Raw genomic sequence first — 20,950 nt, forward strand, 5'->3', positions numbered from 1 at the left:
ATCATGTCACACGTTTCTGAAAATAAAGTGGTTGCTGCACCGGTTCCAATGACGCCGCTGCAGGAATTCTGGCACTACTTCAAGCGCAACAAAGGCGCGGTGGTGGGGCTGGTGTATGTCTCTATCATGATCCTCATTGCGGTGTTTGCGAACGTGCTGGCACCGTATAACCCGGCGGACCAGTTCCGCGATGCGCTGCTTGCCCCCCCGGCATGGCAGGATGGCGGTAGCCTGGCGCACCTGTTAGGTACCGATGACGTGGGCCGCGATGTGTTGTCGCGTCTGATGTATGGTGCGCGACTGTCGCTGCTGGTCGGCTGCCTGGTGGTGGTGCTGTCCCTGATTATGGGGATCATCCTCGGCCTGGTTGCGGGTTATTTCGGCGGTATCGTTGATAACATCATCATGCGTATTGTCGACATCATGCTGGCGCTGCCTAGTCTGCTGTTGGCCCTGGTGCTGGTGGCGATATTTGGCCCGTCGATCGGTAACGCCGCGCTGGCGCTGACCTTCGTGGCACTCCCTCACTACGTACGTTTAACCCGTGCGGCAGTGCTGGTGGAAGTGAATCGCGACTACGTCACCGCGTCTCGCGTGGCGGGTGCGGGTGCGATGCGTCAGATGTTCGTCAATATCTTCCCTAACTGCCTTGCGCCGCTGATTGTTCAGGCGTCGCTCGGTTTCTCTAACGCCATTCTTGATATGGCCGCTCTTGGCTTCCTGGGCATGGGTGCGCAGCCGCCAACACCGGAGTGGGGCACCATGCTCTCCGACGTGTTGCAGTTCGCACAAAGCGCCTGGTGGGTTGTCACCTTCCCGGGTCTGGCAATCCTGCTGACGGTGCTGGCATTTAACCTGATGGGTGATGGCCTGCGTGATGCACTTGATCCCAAACTGAAGCAGTAAGAGGCACGAGATGGCGTTATTAAATGTAGATAAATTATCGGTGCACTTCGGCGATGAAGGCACCCCGTTTCGCGCCGTGGACCGCATCAGCTACAGCGTTAATCAGGGCGAAGTGGTAGGTATTGTCGGGGAGTCCGGTTCCGGTAAGTCAGTAAGCTCACTGGCGATCATGGGGCTGATTGATTATCCGGGCCGCGTGATGGCGGAAAACCTGCAGTTCAACGGTCAGGATCTGAAGCGCATTTCCGAGAAACAGCGCCGCCAGCTGGTGGGCGCGGAAGTGGCGATGATTTTCCAGGATCCGATGACCAGCCTGAACCCGTGCTACACCGTGGGTTTCCAGATTATGGAAGCGATCAAGGTGCATCAGGGCGGGAATAAGAAAACCCGTCGCCAGCGTGCGATCGATCTGCTTAACCAGGTCGGGATCCCTGACCCGGCATCCCGTCTGGACGTTTACCCGCATCAGCTCTCCGGTGGGATGAGTCAGCGCGTAATGATCGCGATGGCGATTGCCTGTCGACCAAAGCTGCTGATTGCGGATGAGCCGACGACGGCGCTGGATGTGACCATTCAGGCGCAAATCATCGAGCTGCTGCTGGAGCTGCAGCAGAAAGAGAATATGGCGCTGGTGCTGATTACGCACGACCTGGCGCTGGTGGCCGAAGCGGCGCATAAGATCATCGTGATGTATGCCGGCCAGGTGGTCGAGACCGGAAATTCGCACGATATTTTCCGCGCGCCGCGTCACCCGTATACCCAGGCGCTTTTACGCGCGCTGCCGGAGTTTGCCCAGGACAAAGCGCGCCTGGCGTCGCTGCCGGGCGTGGTACCGGGTAAATATGACCGTCCGCAGGGCTGTCTGCTTAACCCGCGCTGTCCGTATGCGACAGACAAATGTCGGGCAGAAGAGCCAGAGCTGAACCAGCTTGCTGACGGTCGTCAGTCAAAATGCCACTACCCACTCGATGATGCCGGGAGGCCAACACTATGAGTACGCAACAGGCCACCACGCAACAGCCGCTGTTGCAGGCCATCGATCTGAAAAAATACTACCCGGTGAAGAAGGGACTGTTTGCCCCTGAGCGCCTGGTGAAAGCGCTGGACGGCGTCTCCTTTAACCTCGAACGCGGTAAAACGCTGGCGGTGGTGGGGGAGTCTGGCTGCGGTAAATCCACGCTGGGCCGTCTGCTGACGATGATTGAAGTGCCGACCGGCGGCGAGCTCTATTATCAGGGGCAGGATCTGCTCAAGCATGACCCGCAGGCGCAGAAGCTGCGTCGCCAGAAAATCCAGATTGTGTTTCAGAACCCGTACGGTTCGTTGAACCCGCGTAAAAAAGTAGGGCAGATTCTGGAAGAGCCGCTGTTGATTAACAGCAATCTGAGCAAAGAGCAGCGCCGTGAAAAAGCGCTGGCGATGATGGCGAAGGTCGGGCTCAAAACCGAGCATTATGACCGCTATCCGCATATGTTCTCCGGCGGGCAGCGTCAGCGTATCGCGATCGCGCGGGGGCTGATGCTCGATCCGGACGTGGTGATTGCCGATGAACCGGTTTCAGCGCTCGATGTTTCCGTCCGCGCGCAGGTGCTAAACCTGATGATGGATCTGCAGCAGGAGCTGGGGCTCTCTTACGTCTTCATCTCACACGACCTGTCGGTAGTGGAGCATATCGCTGATGAAGTGATGGTGATGTATCTGGGACGCTGCGTGGAGAAGGGGACCAAAGACCAGATCTTTAATAATCCTCGTCACCCGTATACCCAGGCGCTGCTGTCTGCGACGCCGCGTCTGAACCCGGACGATCGTCGTGAGCGTATTAAGCTGACGGGTGAACTGCCAAGCCCGCTTAATCCACCTCCGGGATGTGCATTCAACGCCCGCTGCAGCCGTCGCTTTGGCCCTTGCACCCAGCTACAGCCGCAGCTGAAGGAGTATGGTGGTCAGCTGGTTGCCTGCTTCGCGGTCGATCAGGATGAAAATGGCGAGAAGCCACATGCATAAAGTAAAAAACCGGCGTTAAGCCGGTTTTTTTATGCCTGCGTGATTACTTCCGCAAGCGAATCTGGTCAACGGCGTGCTTCTCGCTCTTGGTGAGGATCAGACTCGCACGCTCGCGTGTGGGCAGGATGTTCTCTTTGAGGTTCACGTAGTTGATCTCTTTCCACAGCCCCGTGGCCACATTGATCGCTTCTTCTTCAGATAGCTGAGCATAGTGATGGAAATAGGAGTCCGGGTCAGTGAACGCCCCTTCACGGAACTTCAGGAAGCGGTTGATGTACCAGTTTTGCAGAAGGTCTTCCGGCGCATCGACATAAATAGAGAAATCGACGAAATCTGAGACAAAGACATGATGCGGATCGTGAGGATAATCCATGCCACTTTGCAGCACGTTCAGACCTTCCAGAATCAGGATATCCGGCTGGACCACAGTTTTATCCCCACCCGGGATGCGATCGTAGATCAGGTGTGAATAGACTGGCGCCGTCACGTGAGGCACGCCAGATTTCAGATCGGAGACAAATTTTACCAGGCGGTGCATATCATAAGAGAGCGGGAAACCTTTCTTCTTCATCAGCCCGCGTTCTTTTAATACTTCGTTCGGATGCAGGAAACCGTCGGTGGTGATTAACTCTACGCTGCGGTGTTCGGGCCAACGGCTCAACAGCGCCTGCAGGACACGTGCGGTGGTGCTTTTACCCACGGCCACGCTGCCGGCAATACTGATGATATAAGGAATGCGTTGACCATTGGTTCCGAGGAACTGCTCCAGCACCGCCTGACGACGCAGGTTGGAGCTGATATAGAAGTTAAGCAAGCGAGAGAGGGGGAGATAAATTTCTGCCACCTCTTCCAGGGACAGATCTTCGTTTATCCCTTTTAACCGTGCGATTTCACCTTCCGTCAGCGTCATAGGGACGGAATCACGCAGGGCAGCCCACTGACTGCGGTTAAAGTGAAGGTAAGGCGTCATTAACGTTTGCTCTTTTTTGCTCATAAGCATGCTTCATTGAGCCAGCATCACAACTGCCGGATCGTGGCTCATCACACAGTTAATTTTGGACAATGGGCAGGAGGTTAACACCAGATGACAGGAATAATAAGAAAAAAGATGGAAAGCGCTGCGTAACGCGGAAGCCGTCACGCTACGGTGTATACGGTGCAAATCACACTGATATGTTGAATATTTGACCGTGAATGACTACTTTTACAGCGCTCAGTGCGCTGTTCGCATAAAATGTGAGCGAAAGAACGTTTTATGCAAATTTTTAGTTGCATGACCGCGCAGGTATCCATAGAATGCGCGCTACTTGATGCCGACTTAGCTCAGTAGGTAGAGCAACTGACTTGTAATCAGTAGGTCACCAGTTCGATTCCGGTAGTCGGCACCATCAAGTCCGGTGGGGTTCCCGAGCGGCCAAAGGGAGCAGACTGTAAATCTGCCGTCACAGACTTCGAAGGTTCGAATCCTTCCCCCACCACCACTTTCTGGCAGCGTAAATGCCGCCGGAGCTGGTTTAAAAGCTGAATCAGCTCGAACTGAAAAAGAGAGAAATCTCTTTTTTTGTTACAGAAAGAACTGGGTAGCCGAGTTTCAGGATGCGGGCATCGTATAATGGCTATTACCTCAGCCTTCCAAGCTGATGATGCGGGTTCGATTCCCGCTGCCCGCTCCAATACGTGCTGATATGGCTCAGTTGGTAGAGCGCACCCTTGGTAAGGGTGAGGTCCCCAGTTCGACTCTGGGTATCAGCACCACTTCACTTCTCCTTCCCGTTTCTCTCTGTTTCAATTTTACTGTATTCAACAATTCAGGCATTTCGCCTGGTTGATGTGGTGATATCACCGATTTATCCGTGTCTTAGAGGGACAATCGATGTCTAAAGAAAAGTTTGAACGTACAAAACCGCACGTTAACGTCGGTACTATCGGCCACGTTGACCATGGTAAAACAACGCTGACCGCTGCAATCACTACCGTTCTGGCAAAAACCTACGGTGGTTCTGCTCGTGCATTCGACCAGATCGATAACGCACCAGAAGAAAAAGCTCGTGGTATCACCATCAACACCTCTCACGTTGAGTACGACACCCCGACTCGCCACTACGCACACGTAGACTGCCCAGGCCACGCCGACTATGTTAAAAACATGATCACCGGTGCTGCGCAGATGGACGGCGCGATCCTGGTAGTTGCTGCGACTGACGGCCCAATGCCTCAGACTCGTGAGCACATCCTGTTGGGTCGTCAGGTAGGCGTTCCTTACATCATCGTGTTCCTGAACAAGTGCGACATGGTTGATGACGAAGAGCTGCTGGAACTGGTAGAGATGGAAGTTCGTGAACTGCTGTCTCAGTACGATTTCCCAGGCGACGATACCCCAATCGTTCGTGGTTCTGCTCTGAAAGCGCTGGAAGGCGACGCAGAGTGGGAAGCGAAAATCATCGAACTGGCTGGCTTCCTGGATTCTTACATCCCAGAACCAGAGCGTGCGATTGACAAGCCATTCCTGCTGCCAATCGAAGACGTATTCTCCATCTCCGGTCGTGGTACCGTTGTTACCGGTCGTGTAGAGCGCGGTATCATCAAAGTTGGCGAAGAAGTTGAAATCGTTGGTATCAAAGAGACTGCGAAGTCTACCTGTACTGGCGTTGAAATGTTCCGCAAACTGCTGGACGAAGGCCGTGCTGGTGAGAACGTTGGTGTTCTGCTGCGTGGTATCAAACGTGAAGAAATCGAACGTGGTCAGGTTCTGGCGAAGCCAGGCTCAATCAAGCCACACACCAAGTTCGAATCTGAAGTGTACATCCTGTCCAAAGACGAAGGCGGCCGTCATACTCCGTTCTTCAAAGGCTACCGTCCACAGTTCTACTTCCGTACAACTGACGTGACCGGTACCATCGAACTGCCAGAAGGCGTTGAGATGGTAATGCCAGGCGACAACATCAAGATGGTTGTGACTCTGATCCACCCAATCGCGATGGACGACGGTCTGCGTTTCGCAATCCGTGAAGGTGGCCGTACCGTTGGCGCGGGCGTGGTTGCTAAAGTTCTCGGCTAATTGCTGATAACATTTGACGCAATGCGCAATAAAAGGGCATCATTTGATGCCCTTTTTGCACGCTTTCACGTCAGAACCTGGCTCATCAGTGATTATTTTTGTCATAATCATTGCTGAGACAGGCTCTGCAGAGAGCGTATAATTCGAAAAGCGAATTAGCATTTCGATTTGGTTTGCCTCGCAATCGCGGGGTGAAAATGTTTGTAGAATACTTCTGACAGGTTGGTTTATGAGTGCGAATACCGAAGCTCAAGGGAGCGGGCGCGGCCTGGAAGCGATGAAATGGGTAGTGGTAGCCGTTCTGCTGATCGTAGCGATTGTCGGTAACTACCTTTATCGTGACATTATGCTGCCGCTACGCGCGCTTGCAGTGGTAATTCTGATTGCTGCAGCGGGTGGTGTCGCGCTGTTGACGACGAAAGGCAAAGCGACTGTCGCTTTTGCTCGCGAAGCGCGTACCGAAGTCCGCAAGGTAATTTGGCCGACTCGCCAGGAAACATTGCATACCACGCTGATCGTAGCGGCGGTTACCGCTGTAATGTCACTGATCCTGTGGGGACTGGATGGTATTCTGGTTCGCCTGGTATCCTTTATCACTGGCCTGAGGTTCTGAGATGTCTGAAGCCCCTAAAAAGCGCTGGTACGTCGTTCAGGCGTTTTCCGGTTTTGAAGGCCGCGTAGCAACGTCGCTGCGTGAGCATATCAAATTACACAACATGGAAGAGTTATTTGGCGAAGTTATGGTTCCGACCGAAGAAGTGGTTGAGATCCGTGGCGGCCAACGTCGCAAAAGCGAGCGTAAATTCTTCCCGGGTTACGTGCTGGTTCAGATGGTTATGAACGACGCGAGCTGGCACCTTGTGCGCAGCGTACCGCGTGTGATGGGCTTTATCGGCGGCACGTCTGACCGTCCGGCGCCAATCAGCGACAAAGAAGTTGATGCGATTATGAACCGCCTGCAGCAGGTGGGTGATAAGCCGCGTCCGAAAACGCTGTTTGAACCGGGTGAAATGGTTCGTGTTAATGACGGTCCGTTTGCTGACTTTAACGGCGTTGTTGAAGAAGTGGACTACGAGAAGTCCCGCCTGAAAGTGTCTGTTTCTATTTTCGGTCGTGCGACCCCGGTAGAGCTGGACTTCGCTCAGGTCGAAAAAGCCTAAGCAGCGATCAAAAAAGCGACGATTTAATCGTTGCACAGGGCGCGAGATTGGAATACAATTTCGCGCCTTTTGTTTTTATGGGTTAAGGCCCGTAAAACGAATTTTATTCACGGGGAGCCTCACTGAGGCGTTATCACCCAATCAGAGGATTTTAGAATGGCTAAGAAAGTACAAGCCTACGTCAAGCTGCAGGTTGCAGCGGGTATGGCGAACCCAAGTCCACCAGTTGGTCCAGCTCTGGGTCAGCAGGGTGTGAACATCATGGAATTCTGTAAAGCGTTCAACGCCAAAACTGAATCCCTGGAAAAAGGTCTGCCAATCCCAGTTGTTATCACTGTTTACGCTGACCGTTCTTTCACTTTCGTTACCAAAACCCCTCCAGCAGCTGTTCTGCTGAAGAAAGCGGCTGGTATCAAGTCTGGTTCCGGTAAGCCGAACAAAGACAAAGTGGGTAAAATTTCCCGCGCTCAGCTGCAGGAAATCGCGCAGACCAAAGCTGCCGACATGACTGGTGCCGACATTGAAGCGATGACTCGCTCAATCGAAGGTACTGCACGTTCCATGGGCCTGGTAGTGGAGGACTAAGAAATGGCTAAACTGACCAAGCGCATGTCCGTGATCCGTGACAAAGTTGATGCGACCAAACAGTATGACATCAACGAAGCTATCGCTCTGCTGAAAGAACTGGCGACCGCTAAGTTCGTTGAAAGCGTTGACGTTGCTGTTAACCTGGGCATCGATGCTCGTAAATCTGATCAGAACGTTCGTGGCGCGACTGTACTGCCACACGGTACTGGCCGTTCCGTTCGCGTAGCTGTATTTACTCAGGGTGCAAACGCAGAAGCTGCTAAAGCTGCTGGCGCTGAACTGGTAGGTATGGAAGATCTGGCTGACCAGATCAAGAAAGGCGAAATGAACTTCGACGTTGTTATCGCATCTCCAGATGCAATGCGCGTTGTTGGCCAGCTGGGCCAGGTTCTGGGTCCACGCGGCCTGATGCCAAACCCGAAAGTGGGTACTGTAACCCCTAACGTTGCTGAAGCGGTTAAGAACGCTAAAGCAGGTCAGGTTCGTTATCGTAACGACAAAAACGGCATCATCCACACCACCATCGGTAAAGTGGACTTCGACGCTGACAAACTGAAAGAAAACCTGGAAGCTCTGCTGGTTGCGCTGAAAAAAGCAAAACCAACTCAGGCGAAAGGCGTGTACATCAAGAAAGTTAGCATCTCCACCACCATGGGTGCAGGTGTTGCAGTTGACCAGGCTGGCCTGAGCGCTGCTGCAAACTAATGCCTTTACGTGGGCGGTGATTTTGTCTACAATCTTACCCCCACGTTTGCTAACGAAAGTTAGCGGCTAAAAGAATTGTTCGTTGGAGCCTGGCCTAATCCAGGCCTCCGTCGAAGACCGCAGGTGTTTCGCAAGAGACTTAATCCCCTGCGTAGACGGTGACAGAACGCTAAGATTATTTTTGGATATTCTGGCTTGTTTCTGCTCACCGTATTAAGACGCTCTTTCCGTTGGGAAGAGTGAAGTGAGTTCCGGAACATGAGTTCCGGCAAACATCCAGGAGCAAAAGCTAATGGCTTTAAATCTTCAAGACAAACAAGCGATTGTTGCTGAAGTCAGCGAAGTAGCCAAAGGCGCGCTGTCTGCAGTAGTTGCGGATTCCCGTGGCGTAACTGTAGATAAAATGACTGAACTGCGTAAAGCAGGTCGTGAAGCTGGCGTTTACATGCGTGTTGTTCGTAACACCCTGCTGCGTCGTGCTGTTGAAGGTACCTCTTTTGAGTGCCTGAAAGACACGTTTGTTGGTCCGACCCTGATTGCATACTCTATGGAACACCCGGGCGCTGCTGCTCGTCTGTTCAAAGAGTTCGCGAAAGCGAATGCAAAATTTGAGGTCAAAGCCGCTGCCTTTGAAGGTGAGCTGATCCCGGCGTCTCAGATCGACCGCCTGGCAACTCTGCCGACCTACGAAGAAGCAATTGCACGCCTGATGGCAACCATGAAAGAAGCTTCGGCTGGCAAACTGGTTCGTACTCTGGCTGCTGTACGCGATGCGAAAGAAGCTGCTTAATCGCAGTTATCTTTATAAAGCATCTGCTTACGTATAAACTTATTCTGATATTCAGGAACAATTTAAATGTCTATCACTAAAGATCAAATCATTGAAGCAGTATCCGCTATGTCCGTAATGGACGTTGTTGAGCTGATCTCTGCAATGGAAGAAAAATTCGGTGTTTCTGCTGCTGCTGCTGTAGCTGTTGCTGCTGGCCCAGCTGCTGACGCTGCTGAAGAGAAAACTGAATTCGACGTAATTCTGAAAGCTGCTGGCGCGAACAAAGTTGCTGTAATCAAAGCTGTTCGTGGCGCTACCGGTCTGGGTCTGAAAGAAGCTAAAGACCTGGTAGAATCTGCTCCAGCTGCGCTGAAAGAAGGCGTGAGCAAAGACGACGCAGAAGCACTGAAAAAATCTCTGGAAGAAGCTGGCGCTGAAGTTGAAGTTAAATAAGCCAACTTTTCTGGTTGCAGCCTAAGTTATTAGGCTGATGGCTGGTGACTTTTTAGTCACCAGCCTTTTTGCGCTGTAAGGCCTCGGTAGCATTTCACACTGTTTGACTATCGATGTGTCTTTCAATGCTTGTTTCTATCGACGACTTAATATACTGCGACAGGGTGCTCGCTCTGTGTAAATCGCAATGAAATGGTTTAAGCGTGATAGCAACAGGTATTGCGGAAAGTATTCAATTTTCCGGTCCACAAAATGGTGTTGCACAAACTGTCCCTTCGTCGGACAGATGGGTCGACTTGTCAGCGAGCTGAGGAACCCTATGGTTTACTCCTATACCGAGAAAAAACGTATTCGTAAGGATTTTGGTAAACGTCCACAAGTTCTGGACATTCCATATCTCCTTTCTATCCAGCTTGACTCGTTCCAGAAGTTTATCGAGCAAGATCCTGAAGGGCAGTACGGTCTGGAAGCCGCCTTCCGTTCCGTGTTCCCAATTCAGAGCTACAGCGGTAACTCCGAGCTGCAGTACGTCAGCTATCGCCTTGGCGAGCCGGTGTTTGACGTTCAGGAATGTCAGATCCGTGGCGTGACCTATTCCGCACCGCTGCGCGTAAAACTGCGTCTGGTGATCTACGAGCGCGAAGCGCCAGAAGGCACCGTAAAAGACATTAAAGAACAAGAAGTCTACATGGGTGAAATTCCACTCATGACGGACAACGGTACTTTCGTTATCAACGGTACTGAGCGTGTTATCGTTTCCCAGCTGCATCGTAGCCCGGGTGTCTTCTTCGACAGCGATAAAGGTAAAACACACTCTTCCGGTAAAGTACTGTATAACGCACGCATCATTCCTTACCGTGGTTCCTGGCTGGACTTCGAGTTCGATCCAAAAGACAACCTGTTTGTCCGTATCGACCGTCGTCGTAAACTGCCTGCTACCATCATTCTGCGTGCACTGAACTATACCACTGAGCAGATCCTGGACCTGTTCTTTGAGAAAGTGATCTTTGAAATCCGCGACAACAAGCTGCAGATGGAGCTGGTGCCGGAACGTCTGCGTGGTGAGACCGCGTCGTTCGACATCGAAGCCGACGGCAAAGTGTATGTGGAAAAAGGTCGCCGTATCACCGCGCGCCACATCCGCCAGCTGGAAAAAGATGATATCAAACACATCGAAGTTCCGGTTGAATACATTGCAGGAAAAGTAGCCGCGAAAGATTACGTTGATGAATCAACTGGCGAGCTGATCTGCCCGGCGAACATGGAGCTGAGCCTGGATCTGCTGGCTAAGCTGAGTCAGGCTGGTCACAAACGTATCGAAACGCTGTTCACCAACGATCTGGACCACGGTCCATATATCTCTGAGACTATTCGCGTCGACCCAACGACCGACCGTCTGAGCGCGCTGGTTGAAATCTACCGCATGATGCGTCCTGGTGAGCCACCAACTCGCGAAGCGGCTGAAAGCCTGTTCGAGAACCTGTTCTTCTCCGAAGACCGCTATGATCTGTCTGCAGTGGGTCGTATGAAGTTCAACCGTTCTCTGCTGCGTGATGAGATCGAAGGTTCCGGTATCCTGAGCAAAGACGACATCATCGAAGTGATGAAGAAGCTCATCGATATCCGTAACGGTAAAGGCGAAGTGGACGATATCGACCACCTCGGTAACCGTCGTATCCGTTCCGTAGGCGAAATGGCGGAAAACCAGTTCCGCGTTGGCCTGGTACGTGTAGAACGTGCGGTGAAAGAGCGTCTGTCTCTGGGCGATCTGGATACCCTGATGCCTCAGGATATGATCAACGCCAAGCCGATTTCTGCAGCAGTGAAAGAGTTCTTCGGTTCCAGCCAGCTGTCTCAGTTCATGGACCAGAACAACCCGCTGTCTGAGATTACGCACAAGCGTCGTATCTCTGCACTCGGCCCAGGCGGTCTGACCCGTGAACGCGCAGGCTTCGAAGTTCGAGACGTACACCCGACGCACTACGGTCGCGTATGTCCAATCGAAACGCCTGAAGGTCCAAACATCGGTCTGATCAACTCCCTGTCCGTGTACGCACAGACGAACGAATACGGTTTCCTCGAGACGCCGTACCGTAAAGTGACTGACGGTGTTGTGACCGACGAAATTCATTACCTGTCTGCTATCGAAGAAGGCAACTACGTTATCGCTCAGGCGAACTCCAACCTGGATGACGAAGGCCACTTTGTAGAAGATCTGGTTACCTGCCGTAGCAAAGGCGAATCCAGCTTGTTCAGCCGCGACCAGGTTGACTACATGGACGTATCCACCCAGCAGGTGGTATCCGTCGGTGCGTCCCTGATCCCGTTCCTGGAACACGATGACGCCAACCGTGCATTGATGGGTGCGAACATGCAACGTCAGGCCGTTCCAACTCTGCGTGCTGATAAGCCGCTGGTTGGTACCGGTATGGAACGTGCTGTTGCCGTTGACTCCGGTGTTACTGCAGTTGCTAAGCGTGGCGGTACCGTACAGTACGTCGACGCATCCCGTATCGTTATCAAAGTTAACGAAGACGAGATGTATCCGGGCGAAGCGGGTATCGACATCTATAACCTGACCAAATACACCCGTTCTAACCAGAACACCTGTATCAACCAGATGCCATGTGTGTCTCTGGGTGAGCCGGTCGAGCGCGGCGACGTGCTGGCAGACGGCCCATCCACCGACCTCGGTGAACTGGCGCTCGGTCAGAACATGCGCGTAGCGTTCATGCCGTGGAACGGTTACAACTTCGAAGACTCCATCCTCGTTTCCGAGCGTGTGGTTCAGGAAGATCGTTTCACCACCATCCACATTCAGGAACTGGCATGTGTGTCCCGTGACACCAAGCTGGGGCCAGAAGAGATCACCGCTGACATCCCTAACGTGGGTGAAGCTGCGCTCTCCAAACTGGATGAATCCGGTATCGTTTACATCGGTGCGGAAGTGACTGGCGGCGATATTCTGGTTGGTAAGGTTACGCCGAAAGGTGAAACCCAGCTGACGCCAGAAGAGAAACTGCTGCGTGCAATCTTCGGTGAGAAAGCGTCTGACGTTAAAGACTCTTCTCTGCGCGTACCAAACGGTGTTTCCGGTACGGTTATCGACGTTCAGGTCTTCACCCGTGACGGCGTTGAGAAAGATAAACGTGCGCTGGAAATCGAAGAGATGCAGCTCAAACAGGCTAAGAAAGACCTGTCTGAAGAACTGCAGATCCTCGAAGCGGGTCTGTTCAGCCGTATCTATGCGGTACTGGTTGCCGGTGGCGTTGAAGCTGAGAAGCTCGACAAACTGCCACGCGATCGCTGGCTGGAACTGGGCCTGACCGACGAAGAGAAACAGAATCAGCTGGAACAGCTGGCTGAGCAGTATGACGAACTGAAACACGAGTTCGAGAAAAAACTCGAAGCGAAACGTCGCAAAATCACTCAGGGCGACGATCTGGCACCAGGCGTGCTGAAGATTGTTAAGGTGTATCTGGCTGTTAAACGTCAGATCCAGCCTGGTGATAAGATGGCAGGTCGTCACGGTAACAAGGGTGTTATCTCTAAGATCAACCCGATCGAAGATATGCCGCACGATGCTAACGGTACGCCGGTAGATATCGTACTGAACCCGCTGGGCGTACCGTCTCGTATGAACATCGGTCAGATTCTGGAAACCCACCTGGGTATGGCTGCGAAAGGTATCGGCGACAAGATTAACGCCATGCTGAAACAGCAGCAGGAAGTCGCGAAACTGCGCGAATTCATCCAGCGTGCCTACGATCTGGGTACCGATGTGCGTCAGAAAGTCGACCTGAACACCTTCAGCGATGAAGAAGTGCTGCGTCTGGCAGAGAACCTGCGCAAAGGTATGCCAATTGCAACGCCGGTATTCGACGGTGCAAAAGAAGCTGAAATCAAAGAGCTGCTGCAACTGGGTGGTCTGCCAACGTCTGGCCAGATTACGCTGTTTGACGGCCGTACCGGTGAACAGTTCGAGCGTCCGGTAACCGTAGGTTACATGTACATGCTGAAACTGAACCACCTGGTCGACGACAAGATGCACGCTCGTTCTACCGGTTCTTACAGCCTGGTTACTCAGCAGCCGCTGGGTGGTAAGGCACAGTTCGGTGGTCAGCGCTTCGGGGAGATGGAAGTGTGGGCGCTGGAAGCATACGGCGCAGCATACACCCTGCAGGAAATGCTCACCGTTAAGTCTGATGACGTGAACGGTCGTACCAAGATGTATAAGAACATCGTGGACGGCAACCATCAGATGGAGCCGGGCATGCCAGAATCCTTCAACGTACTGTTGAAAGAGATTCGTTCGCTGGGTATCAACATCGAACTGGAAGACGAGTAATTCTCGCTCAAACAGGTCACTGCTGTCGGGTTAACCCCCGACAGCAGAGTGTGCTAACTCCGACGGGAGCAAATCCGTGAAAGACTTATTAAAGTTTCTGAAAGCGCAAACTAAAACCGAAGAGTTTGATGCGATCAAAATTGCTCTGGCTTCGCCAGACATGATCCGTTCATGGTCTTTCGGTGAAGTTAAAAAGCCGGAAACCATCAACTACCGTACGTTCAAACCTGAGCGTGACGGCCTTTTCTGTGCGCGTATTTTCGGGCCAGTAAAAGATTACGAGTGCCTGTGCGGTAAGTACAAGCGCCTGAAACACCGTGGTGTGATCTGTGAGAAGTGCGGCGTTGAAGTGACCCAGACCAAAGTGCGTCGTGAGCGCATGGGCCACATCGAGCTGGCGTCTCCGACCGCCCACATCTGGTTCCTGAAATCACTGCCGTCCCGTATCGGTCTGCTGCTGGATATGCCGCTTCGCGATATCGAACGTGTTCTGTACTTCGAATCTTATGTGGTTATCGAAGGCGGGATGACAAACCTGGAACGTCACCAGATCCTGACTGAAGAGCAGTATCTGGACGCGCTGGAAGAGTTCGGTGACGAATTCGACGCGAAAATGGGTGCGGAAGCTATCCAGGCCCTGCTGAAGAGCATGGATCTGGAGCAAGAGTGCGAGCAGCTGCGTGAAGAGCTGAACGAAACCAACTCCGAAACCAAGCGTAAAAAGCTGACCAAGCGTATCAAGCTGCTGGAAGCGTTCGTGCAGTCTGGTAACAAACCAGAGTGGATGATCCTGACCGTTCTGCCGGTTCTGCCGCCAGATCTGCGTCCGCTGGTTCCGCTGGATGGTGGTCGTTTCGCAACGTCTGACCTGAACGATCTGTATCGTCGCGTCATTAACCGTAACAACCGTCTGAAACGTCTGCTGGATCTGGCTGCGCCGGACATTATCGTACGCAACGAAAAACGTATGCTGCAGGAAGCGGTAGATGCCCTGCTGGATAACGGTCGTCGCGGTCGTGCGATCACCGGTTCTAACAAGCGTCCTCTGAAATCTTTGGCCGACATGATCAAAGGTAAACAGGGTCGTTTCCGTCAGAACCTGCTCGGTAAGCGTGTTGACTACTCCGGTCGTTCTGTAATCACCGTAGGTCCATACCTGCGTCTGCATCAGTGCGGTCTGCCGAAGAAAATGGCTCTGGAGCTGTTCAAACCGTTCATCTACGGCAAGCTGGAGTTGCGAGGACTCGCCACCACCATCAAAGCCGCTAAGAAAATGGTTGAGCGTGAAGAAGCTGTCGTTTGGGATATCCTGGACGAAGTGATCCGCGAACACCCGGTACTGCTGAACCGTGCACCAACCCTGCACCGTCTGGGTATTCAGGCATTTGAGCCAGTCCTGATCGAAGGTAAAGCTATCCAGCTGCACCCGCTGGTTTGTGCGGCATATAACGCCGACTTCGATGGTGACCAGATGGCTGTTCACGTACCGCTGACGCTGGAAGCCCAGCTGGAAGCGCGTGCGCTGATGATGTCTACCAACAACATCCTGTCTCCAGCGAACGGTGAACCTATCATCGTTCCTTCTCAGGACGTTGTATTGGGTCTGTACTACATGACCCGTGACTGTGTTAACGCCAAAGGCGAAGGCATGGTGCTGACTGGCCCGAAAGAAGCTGAGCGTATTTATCGCGCTGGCCTGGCCTCTCTGCATGCGCGCGTTAAAGTGCGTATCACCGAATACGAAAAAGATGCAAACGGCGAATTCGTTGCGAAAACCAGCCTGAAAGACACGACCGTTGGCCGTGCCATTCTGTGGATGATCGTACCGAAAGGTCTGCCTTTCTCCATCGTCAACCAGGCGCTGGGCAAGAAGGCAATCTCCAAAATGCTGAACACCTGTTACCGCATTCTGGGCCTGAAGCCGACCGTTATCTTCGCTGACCAGACAATGTACACCGGCTTTGCTTATGCAGCGCGTTCAGGTGCATCTGTTGGTATTGATGACATGGTCATCCCAGAGAAGAAACACGAGATCATCTCTGAAGCGGAAGCCGAAGTTGCTGAGATCCAGGAGCAGTTCCAGTCTGGTCTGGTTACCGCGGGCGAACGCTATAACAAAGTCATCGATATCTGGGCAGCGGCGAACGATCGTGTATCCAAAGCGATGATGGATAACCTGCAGACCGAAACCGTGATTAACCGTGACGGTGTCGAAGAGCAGCAGGTTTCCTTCAACAGCATCTACATGATGGCCGACTCCGGTGCGCGTGGTTCTGCAGCACAGATTCGTCAGCTGGCAGGTATGCGTGGTCTGATGGCGAAGCCAGATGGCTCCATCATCGAAACGCCAATCACCGCGAACTTCCGTGAAGGTCTGAACGTACTCCAGTACTTCATCTCCACGCACGGTGCGCGTAAAGGTCTGGCGGATACCGCACTGAAGACAGCGAACTCCGGTTATCTGACGCGTCGTCTGGTTGACGTTGCGCAGGATCTGGTTGTGACCGAAGACGATTGTGGCACCCTCGAAGGTATCACCATGACCCCGGTTATCGAGGGTGGTGATGTTAAAGAGCCACTGCGCGATCGCGTACTGGGTCGTGTGACCGCGGAAGACATCCTGAAGCCGGGTACCGCAGACATTCTGGTTCCACGCAACACCCTGCTGCACGAACAGTGGTGTGACCTGCTGGAAGCGAACTCTGTTGACTCCGTGAAAGTGCGTTCCGTTGTATCCTGTGACACCGACTTTGGTGTATGTGCGCACTGCTACGGTCGTGACCTGGCGCGTGGCCACATCATCAACAAAGGTGAAGCCATCGGCGTTATTGCGGCACAGTCCATCGGTGAGCCGGGTACACAGCTGACGATGCGTACGTTCCACATCGGTGGTGCGGCATCTCGTGCGGCTGCTGAATCCAGCATCCAGGTGAAAAACAAAGGTAGCATCAAGCTCAGCAACGCGAAATCGGTTGTGAACTCCAGCGGTAAACTGGTTATCACTTCCCGTAACACCGAGCTGAAGCTGATCGACGAATTCGGTCGTACCAAAGAGAGCTATAAAGTGCCTTACGGTGCGGTTATGGCGAAAGGTGATGGCGAGCAGGTTGCCGGCGGTGAAACCGTTGCAAACTGGGATCCACACACCATGCCGGTTATCACCGAAGTAAGTGGTTTCATCCGCTTCACTGACATGATCGACGGCCAGACCATTACTCGTCAGACCGACGAGCTGACCGGTCTGTCTTCTCTGGTGGTTCTGGATTCTGCTGAACGTACTACCGGCGGTAAAGATCTGCGTCCTGCGCTGAAAATCGTTGATGCTCAGGGTAATGACGTTCTGATCCCAGGTACTGATATGCCTGCGCAGTACTTCCTGCCGGGTAAAGCGATTGTACAGCTGGAAGATGGCGTACAGATCAGCTCTGGTGACACCCTGGCGCGTATTCCTCAGGAATCTGGCGGTACCAAGGACATCACCGGTGGTCTGCCACGCGTTGCGGACCTGTTCGAAGCACGTCGTCCGAAAGAGCCGGCAATCCTGGCTGAAATCAGCGGTATCATCTCCTTCGGTAAAGAGACCAAAGGTAAACGCCGTCTGGTTATCACCCCGGTAGACGGTAGCGAGCCATACGAAGAGATGATTCCTAAGTGGCGTCAGCTCAACGTGTTCGAAGGTGAACGTGTAGAACGTGGTGACGTGGTTTCCGACGGTCCAGAAGCGCCGCACGACATCCTGCGTCTGCGTGGTGTGCATGCTGTTACGCGTTACATCGTTAACGAAGTACAGGACGTATACCGCCTGCAGGGCGTTAAGATTAACGATAAACACATCGAGGTTATCGTTCGTCAGATGCTGCGTAAAGCAACCATCGAAAACGCGGGCAGCTCCGAGTTCCTCGAAGGCGAGCAGGTTGAATACTCACGCGTCAAGATCGCTAACCGCGAACTGGAAGCGAACGGCAAAATCGGTGCGACCTTCTCGCGCGATCTGCTGGGTATCACCAAAGCGTCTCTGGCAACCGAGTCCTTCATCTCTGCAGCATCGTTCCAGGAAACCACTCGTGTCCTGACCGAAGCCGCTGTTGCAGGTAAACGTGATGAACTGCGCGGTCTGAAAGAGAACGTCATCGTGGGTCGTCTGATCCCGGCTGGTACCGGTTATGCGTACCATCAGGATCGTATGCGTCGTCGTGCTGCAGGCGAACTGCCAGCCGCACCGCAGGTTACTGCTGAAGATGCATCCGCGAGTCTGGCAGAACTGCTGAACGCAGGTCTGGGTGGTTCCGACAACGAGTAATCGTTGAGTCGCTAATAAAAAACCCGCTTCGGCGGGTTTTTTTATATCTGTACAATTTCAGTTTACTAACGGGATCCGTCGATACAGCTCAATCATATCGCCCGCCAGATCCTGTATGACCATCGCGTTCATCAGGTGATCCTGGGAGTGGACGGTGATCAGGTTTACCGGCAGTTTTCCGCTGCCTTCATCAAGACCGATAAGCTGCGTCTGGATCGTGTGCGCATGCTTCACATATTCCCGCGACTCTTCCATCGCTTTCTCGGCTTCGGTAAAGTCGCCTTTACGCGCCATCTGCAACGCCGTGAGGGCAGCACTGCGTGCCGCACCCGCATTGACCAGCAGTTCCATGATCGTTGTTTCTAAATCTTCCATGGTTCACTCCAGAAGTTTGAGCGCTTTTTCCAGTACGGCATCACCTTTCATCATGCCGTAATCCATCATGTCGATCACCGCGACCTTTTTACCCAGAGGGTCGGCCTGCGCCTGGAGTTTCGCCTGCTCGTATTTCACCTGGGGCCCCAGCAGAACGATGTCGGCCGTCGCGATGTTGTCTTTAAACTCCGCAACCGGAACGGCTTTAATGGTGACTTCTACTCCTTTTTTCTGCGCGGCGTCTTTCATACGTTGAACCAGCATGCTGGTTGACATTCCCGCTGCACAGCATAAAACGATGTTCTTCATAATCAGCCTCGATCTACATGTGTTTATTGATAATTATCCCGTGCAGAACGCTTCAACAACCGCTTTACCGCGATTGTGTGTCAGGCATCACAAAGAAATCAGCATTTTTCTGAAACCGGTTACAATTTTGCCAGGCATCGCGAAAATCAGCCGACGGAGGTGCGAAGAATGCGGTTTTTCCCCTGCCGCTTCGCACTGTAGAGAGCGTTATCCACACTTTCTACAAATTGCTCCAGCGGTTCGAAATGCCACTCCCCAAGACCACCGCTGAACGTGACCCGCAGGTTTTCCTCCCGCCAGACGCGCTTTTCAACCGCGGTACGCCATGCCTCCAGTAAGGAGAAGGCGTCCGCGATCTGCCCGGCCTGGAAGACTACCGCGAATTCCTCTCCACCGTAGCGGTAAACCGGGACGTGGTGAGGCTGCATGATCTGGATCCCTTCACGGGCTACGTTGCGCAGGACAATATCACCGGTCAGGTGGCCCAGGGTGTCGTTAATCGACTTAAAGTTATCGATATCTACCAGCGCCATCGCAAACGGCTGCTGGGCATTCAGCAATTCCGCGACATCGCTGTCGAATGCGCGGCGGTTTTTACAGCCCGTCAGCGCATCGTGAGTCGCCTGGCGCACATAGGCCATCTCGCGCTCTTTATTCGACTGGATCGTGTGGCTCAGCATGGCTTCAAGACGCGGTGCCTCGCTGACATCGCCGGTTTTGATGGCATTGATAATGTGCATCAGCACGCTACGCGAGGCGTGTCGGAGGTATAAGCCAAAGAGAATGATAATGATGGCCGCCAGCGCGAACCCCCAGCCAACAATCGTCGTTTCGTGGCGGGTAATATCGGTGAGCGTATCACCTGATACCCGGTAGATGACAAACCAGTCCGGGTTAGTAAAGGAGTAGTAGTAATACCAGGCATTGCTTTTCTTGTCGTACAGGTGGCCTTCGCCGCTGGTCATTTTGTCCATCAGCGCTTCGCTTACGTACTTTTTGAAAAGCGCGCCGGTATCAGGGTGAAGCACGACGGCACCGTCACGTTCGACGACGAAGAATTCTCCCTGCACGGGCGCCACCATCTGACGCAGCGTATAGCCCATTGAGGTCAAATCGAGATGAAACGCGATCGTTCCCTTTAGTCTTCCTTCCGGTGAAATCAACGGCTTATAGAGTGTTACTGTCGGATGGCCGGTGAAGTAGTCCATGTAGGGGCGCGTATAGTGGCTGAAGATACTGGCTTCCGCCTGGGCGATAAACCACGGGCGCGTCCGGGGATCGAAGGTTTTACTCTTCTCAGTGGGGAGTACTTCCGGTGCGCGCAGATAATGCCCCTGCGTGTCGGCAAGCGAAATGGAGGAGACGGTCGGCATCAGGTTTTGCAAATGCATCACCATCTGCAGCCCCTGCGTCGGGTTGACGTTCAGCGTCTCGTTTAGCCTGTCGTCGCGCGCGAAGTATATCGCGGCGCGGCCAAGGATATAGTCATTTTCACGCAGGATGGATTCGGTGTAGTTCACCGCCAGGTTGTGCGTAAAATTGCTATTAATCTTGTGATAATCCTCAAGAAAATCCTTTCTCTGCGAAAGCGTCACCGCAATCGCGATCACCGCAAAACTGTAGAGGATCCCCGCGAAGCTGAGCATGATTGGTCGGGTAAAAGAGAGCTTTTTGCTGTGAAGTGCCATGAGTTGTACATCGATCCTGATGGTGAATACTTTTCGTCTGCCGATATCCTCTCAGCATAGTCGCTGTCCTGCGGTTAGCGGTGAATTATACGGAACATGATTACTGACGGGATGATTTATCTTAAGGATCATTAAGAAAATACTTATTAAACGGGCGTGCGCTTTTTGCGCAATTAATCAGAGGCAGGGCGAAACGAGGAAGAAGCTTTTCGCCCTGGCCAGCATCCGTTGCTGACCCTGCGACGATAAAAAACCGGATGAGTGCTGGCAATCATCCGGTTGTG

General features: G+C 53.0%; 16 protein-coding genes and 4 tRNA genes. 16 read left to right on the top strand and 4 right to left on the bottom strand.

Annotated features, from left to right (window positions below; all coding sequences use genetic code 11):
- Window positions 1–3 precede the first annotated feature (3 nt).
- Genes dppC through dppF form a run of 3 tightly spaced genes read left to right on the top strand, consistent with a single transcriptional unit; the run spans window position 4 to window position 2,910 of the window.
- Window positions 4–906, top strand: coding sequence for a dipeptide ABC transporter permease DppC (gene dppC, locus C1N69_RS00985; RefSeq protein ID WP_025759191.1), 903 nt, complete (start codon window positions 4–6; stop codon window positions 904–906).
- Window positions 907–916: 10 nt separating this feature from the next.
- Entirely contained in the window at window positions 917–1,900 is a 984-nt protein-coding gene (gene dppD / locus C1N69_RS00990) for a dipeptide ABC transporter ATP-binding protein (protein ID WP_008502772.1), read from the top strand.
- Window positions 1,897–2,910: a dipeptide ABC transporter ATP-binding subunit DppF gene (dppF, locus tag C1N69_RS00995; protein ID WP_008502773.1), complete on the top strand. Its 1,014-nt coding sequence runs from the start codon at window positions 1,897–1,899 to the stop codon at window positions 2,908–2,910. The genes dppD and dppF overlap by 4 nt, the downstream gene beginning before the upstream one ends.
- 43 nt (window positions 2,911–2,953) lie before the next feature.
- Here dppF and coaA read toward each other — a convergent pair whose 3' ends face one another.
- Window positions 2,954–3,904: a type I pantothenate kinase gene (gene coaA, locus C1N69_RS01000; protein WP_025759195.1), complete on the bottom strand. Its 951-nt coding sequence runs from the start codon at window positions 3,902–3,904 to the stop codon at window positions 2,954–2,956.
- Window positions 3,905–4,222: 318 nt separating this feature from the next.
- Between coaA and C1N69_RS01005 the strand changes: the two genes are divergently transcribed.
- The 13 genes from C1N69_RS01005 to rpoC all read left to right on the top strand — a co-directional run bounded on the left by C1N69_RS01005 (window position 4,223) and on the right by rpoC (window position 18,294).
- Window positions 4,223–4,298 (top strand) — tRNA-Thr (locus C1N69_RS01005).
- 8 nt (window positions 4,299–4,306) lie between these two features.
- Window positions 4,307–4,391 (top strand) — tRNA-Tyr (locus C1N69_RS01010).
- 117 nt (window positions 4,392–4,508) lie between these two features.
- Window positions 4,509–4,583 (top strand) — tRNA-Gly (locus C1N69_RS01015).
- A 6-nt stretch (window positions 4,584–4,589) separates the two neighbouring features.
- Window positions 4,590–4,665, top strand: a tRNA-Thr gene (locus C1N69_RS01020).
- A 118-nt stretch (window positions 4,666–4,783) separates the two neighbouring features.
- Window positions 4,784–5,968: an elongation factor Tu gene (gene tuf / locus C1N69_RS01025; RefSeq protein ID WP_014830236.1), complete on the top strand. Its 1,185-nt coding sequence runs from the start codon at window positions 4,784–4,786 to the stop codon at window positions 5,966–5,968.
- Between the two features lie 229 nt (window positions 5,969–6,197).
- Complete coding sequence (gene secE, locus C1N69_RS01030) at window positions 6,198–6,581, top strand: preprotein translocase subunit SecE (RefSeq protein ID WP_013094999.1); 384 nt, start codon at window positions 6,198–6,200, stop codon at window positions 6,579–6,581.
- 1 nt (window position 6,582) lies between these two features.
- Entirely contained in the window at window positions 6,583–7,128 is a 546-nt protein-coding gene (gene nusG / locus C1N69_RS01035) for a transcription termination/antitermination protein NusG (RefSeq protein WP_003862341.1), read from the top strand.
- A gap of 156 nt (window positions 7,129–7,284) precedes the next feature.
- Complete coding sequence (gene rplK / locus C1N69_RS01040) at window positions 7,285–7,713, top strand: 50S ribosomal protein L11 (protein WP_008503452.1); 429 nt, start codon at window positions 7,285–7,287, stop codon at window positions 7,711–7,713.
- A 3-nt stretch (window positions 7,714–7,716) separates the two neighbouring features.
- Window positions 7,717–8,421, top strand: coding sequence for a 50S ribosomal protein L1 (gene rplA, locus C1N69_RS01045; protein ID WP_013095000.1), 705 nt, complete (start codon window positions 7,717–7,719; stop codon window positions 8,419–8,421).
- Window positions 8,422–8,713: 292 nt separating this feature from the next.
- Window positions 8,714–9,211 carry a 50S ribosomal protein L10 gene (gene rplJ / locus C1N69_RS01050; RefSeq protein ID WP_013095001.1) on the top strand — a complete coding sequence of 166 codons (498 nt, stop codon included), beginning with the start codon at window positions 8,714–8,716 and terminating at the stop codon, window positions 9,209–9,211.
- Between the two features lie 66 nt (window positions 9,212–9,277).
- Window positions 9,278–9,646 (top strand): 50S ribosomal protein L7/L12, encoded by a 369-nt coding sequence (rplL, locus tag C1N69_RS01055; protein WP_013095002.1) that lies wholly within the window; start codon window positions 9,278–9,280, stop codon window positions 9,644–9,646.
- A 319-nt stretch (window positions 9,647–9,965) separates the two neighbouring features.
- Window positions 9,966–13,994: a DNA-directed RNA polymerase subunit beta gene (gene rpoB, locus C1N69_RS01060; protein WP_025759620.1), complete on the top strand. Its 4,029-nt coding sequence runs from the start codon at window positions 9,966–9,968 to the stop codon at window positions 13,992–13,994.
- Window positions 13,995–14,070: 76 nt separating this feature from the next.
- Window positions 14,071–18,294, top strand: a complete 4,224-nt coding sequence (gene rpoC, locus C1N69_RS01065; protein ID WP_008503454.1) for a DNA-directed RNA polymerase subunit beta' — start codon at window positions 14,071–14,073, stop codon at window positions 18,292–18,294.
- Between the two features lie 57 nt (window positions 18,295–18,351).
- Here the strand turns inward: rpoC and C1N69_RS01070 are convergent, their stop codons facing one another.
- The 3 genes from C1N69_RS01070 to C1N69_RS01080 form a co-directional block, all read right to left on the bottom strand.
- A complete protein-coding gene (locus tag C1N69_RS01070) occupies window positions 18,352–18,669 on the bottom strand; it encodes a PTS lactose/cellobiose transporter subunit IIA (RefSeq protein WP_025759618.1) in 318 nt (105 codons plus the stop codon).
- Window positions 18,670–18,672: 3 nt separating this feature from the next.
- On the bottom strand, window positions 18,673–18,978 hold the full coding sequence (locus C1N69_RS01075) for a PTS sugar transporter subunit IIB (RefSeq protein ID WP_014882067.1): 306 nt from the start codon (window positions 18,976–18,978) through the stop codon (window positions 18,673–18,675).
- A gap of 146 nt (window positions 18,979–19,124) precedes the next feature.
- Window positions 19,125–20,666 carry a sensor domain-containing diguanylate cyclase gene (locus tag C1N69_RS01080; protein ID WP_155030537.1) on the bottom strand — a complete coding sequence of 514 codons (1,542 nt, stop codon included), beginning with the start codon at window positions 20,664–20,666 and terminating at the stop codon, window positions 19,125–19,127.
- Between the last annotated feature and the right edge of the window lie 284 nt (window positions 20,667–20,950).

Source organism: Enterobacter sichuanensis, from assembly GCF_009036245.1.
Taxonomy (GTDB): Bacteria; Pseudomonadota; Gammaproteobacteria; order Enterobacterales; family Enterobacteriaceae; genus Enterobacter; species Enterobacter sichuanensis.

Coding starts and splice junctions, on each gene's coding strand:
- dppC (WP_025759191.1), top strand. CDS start 4: ATGTCACACGTTTCTGAAAATAAAGTGGTTGCTGCACCGGTTCCAATG.
- dppD (WP_008502772.1), top strand. CDS start 917: ATGGCGTTATTAAATGTAGATAAATTATCGGTGCACTTCGGCGATGAA.
- dppF (WP_008502773.1), top strand. CDS start 1,897: ATGAGTACGCAACAGGCCACCACGCAACAGCCGCTGTTGCAGGCCATC.
- coaA (WP_025759195.1), bottom strand. CDS start 3,904: ATGAGCAAAAAAGAGCAAACGTTAATGACGCCTTACCTTCACTTTAAC.
- tuf (WP_014830236.1), top strand. CDS start 4,784: ATGTCTAAAGAAAAGTTTGAACGTACAAAACCGCACGTTAACGTCGGT.
- secE (WP_013094999.1), top strand. CDS start 6,198: ATGAGTGCGAATACCGAAGCTCAAGGGAGCGGGCGCGGCCTGGAAGCG.
- nusG (WP_003862341.1), top strand. CDS start 6,583: ATGTCTGAAGCCCCTAAAAAGCGCTGGTACGTCGTTCAGGCGTTTTCC.
- rplK (WP_008503452.1), top strand. CDS start 7,285: ATGGCTAAGAAAGTACAAGCCTACGTCAAGCTGCAGGTTGCAGCGGGT.
- rplA (WP_013095000.1), top strand. CDS start 7,717: ATGGCTAAACTGACCAAGCGCATGTCCGTGATCCGTGACAAAGTTGAT.
- rplJ (WP_013095001.1), top strand. CDS start 8,714: ATGGCTTTAAATCTTCAAGACAAACAAGCGATTGTTGCTGAAGTCAGC.
- rplL (WP_013095002.1), top strand. CDS start 9,278: ATGTCTATCACTAAAGATCAAATCATTGAAGCAGTATCCGCTATGTCC.
- rpoB (WP_025759620.1), top strand. CDS start 9,966: ATGGTTTACTCCTATACCGAGAAAAAACGTATTCGTAAGGATTTTGGT.
- C1N69_RS01070 (WP_025759618.1), bottom strand. CDS start 18,669: ATGGAAGATTTAGAAACAACGATCATGGAACTGCTGGTCAATGCGGGT.
- C1N69_RS01075 (WP_014882067.1), bottom strand. CDS start 18,978: ATGAAGAACATCGTTTTATGCTGTGCAGCGGGAATGTCAACCAGCATG.
- C1N69_RS01080 (WP_155030537.1), bottom strand. CDS start 20,666: ATGGCACTTCACAGCAAAAAGCTCTCTTTTACCCGACCAATCATGCTC.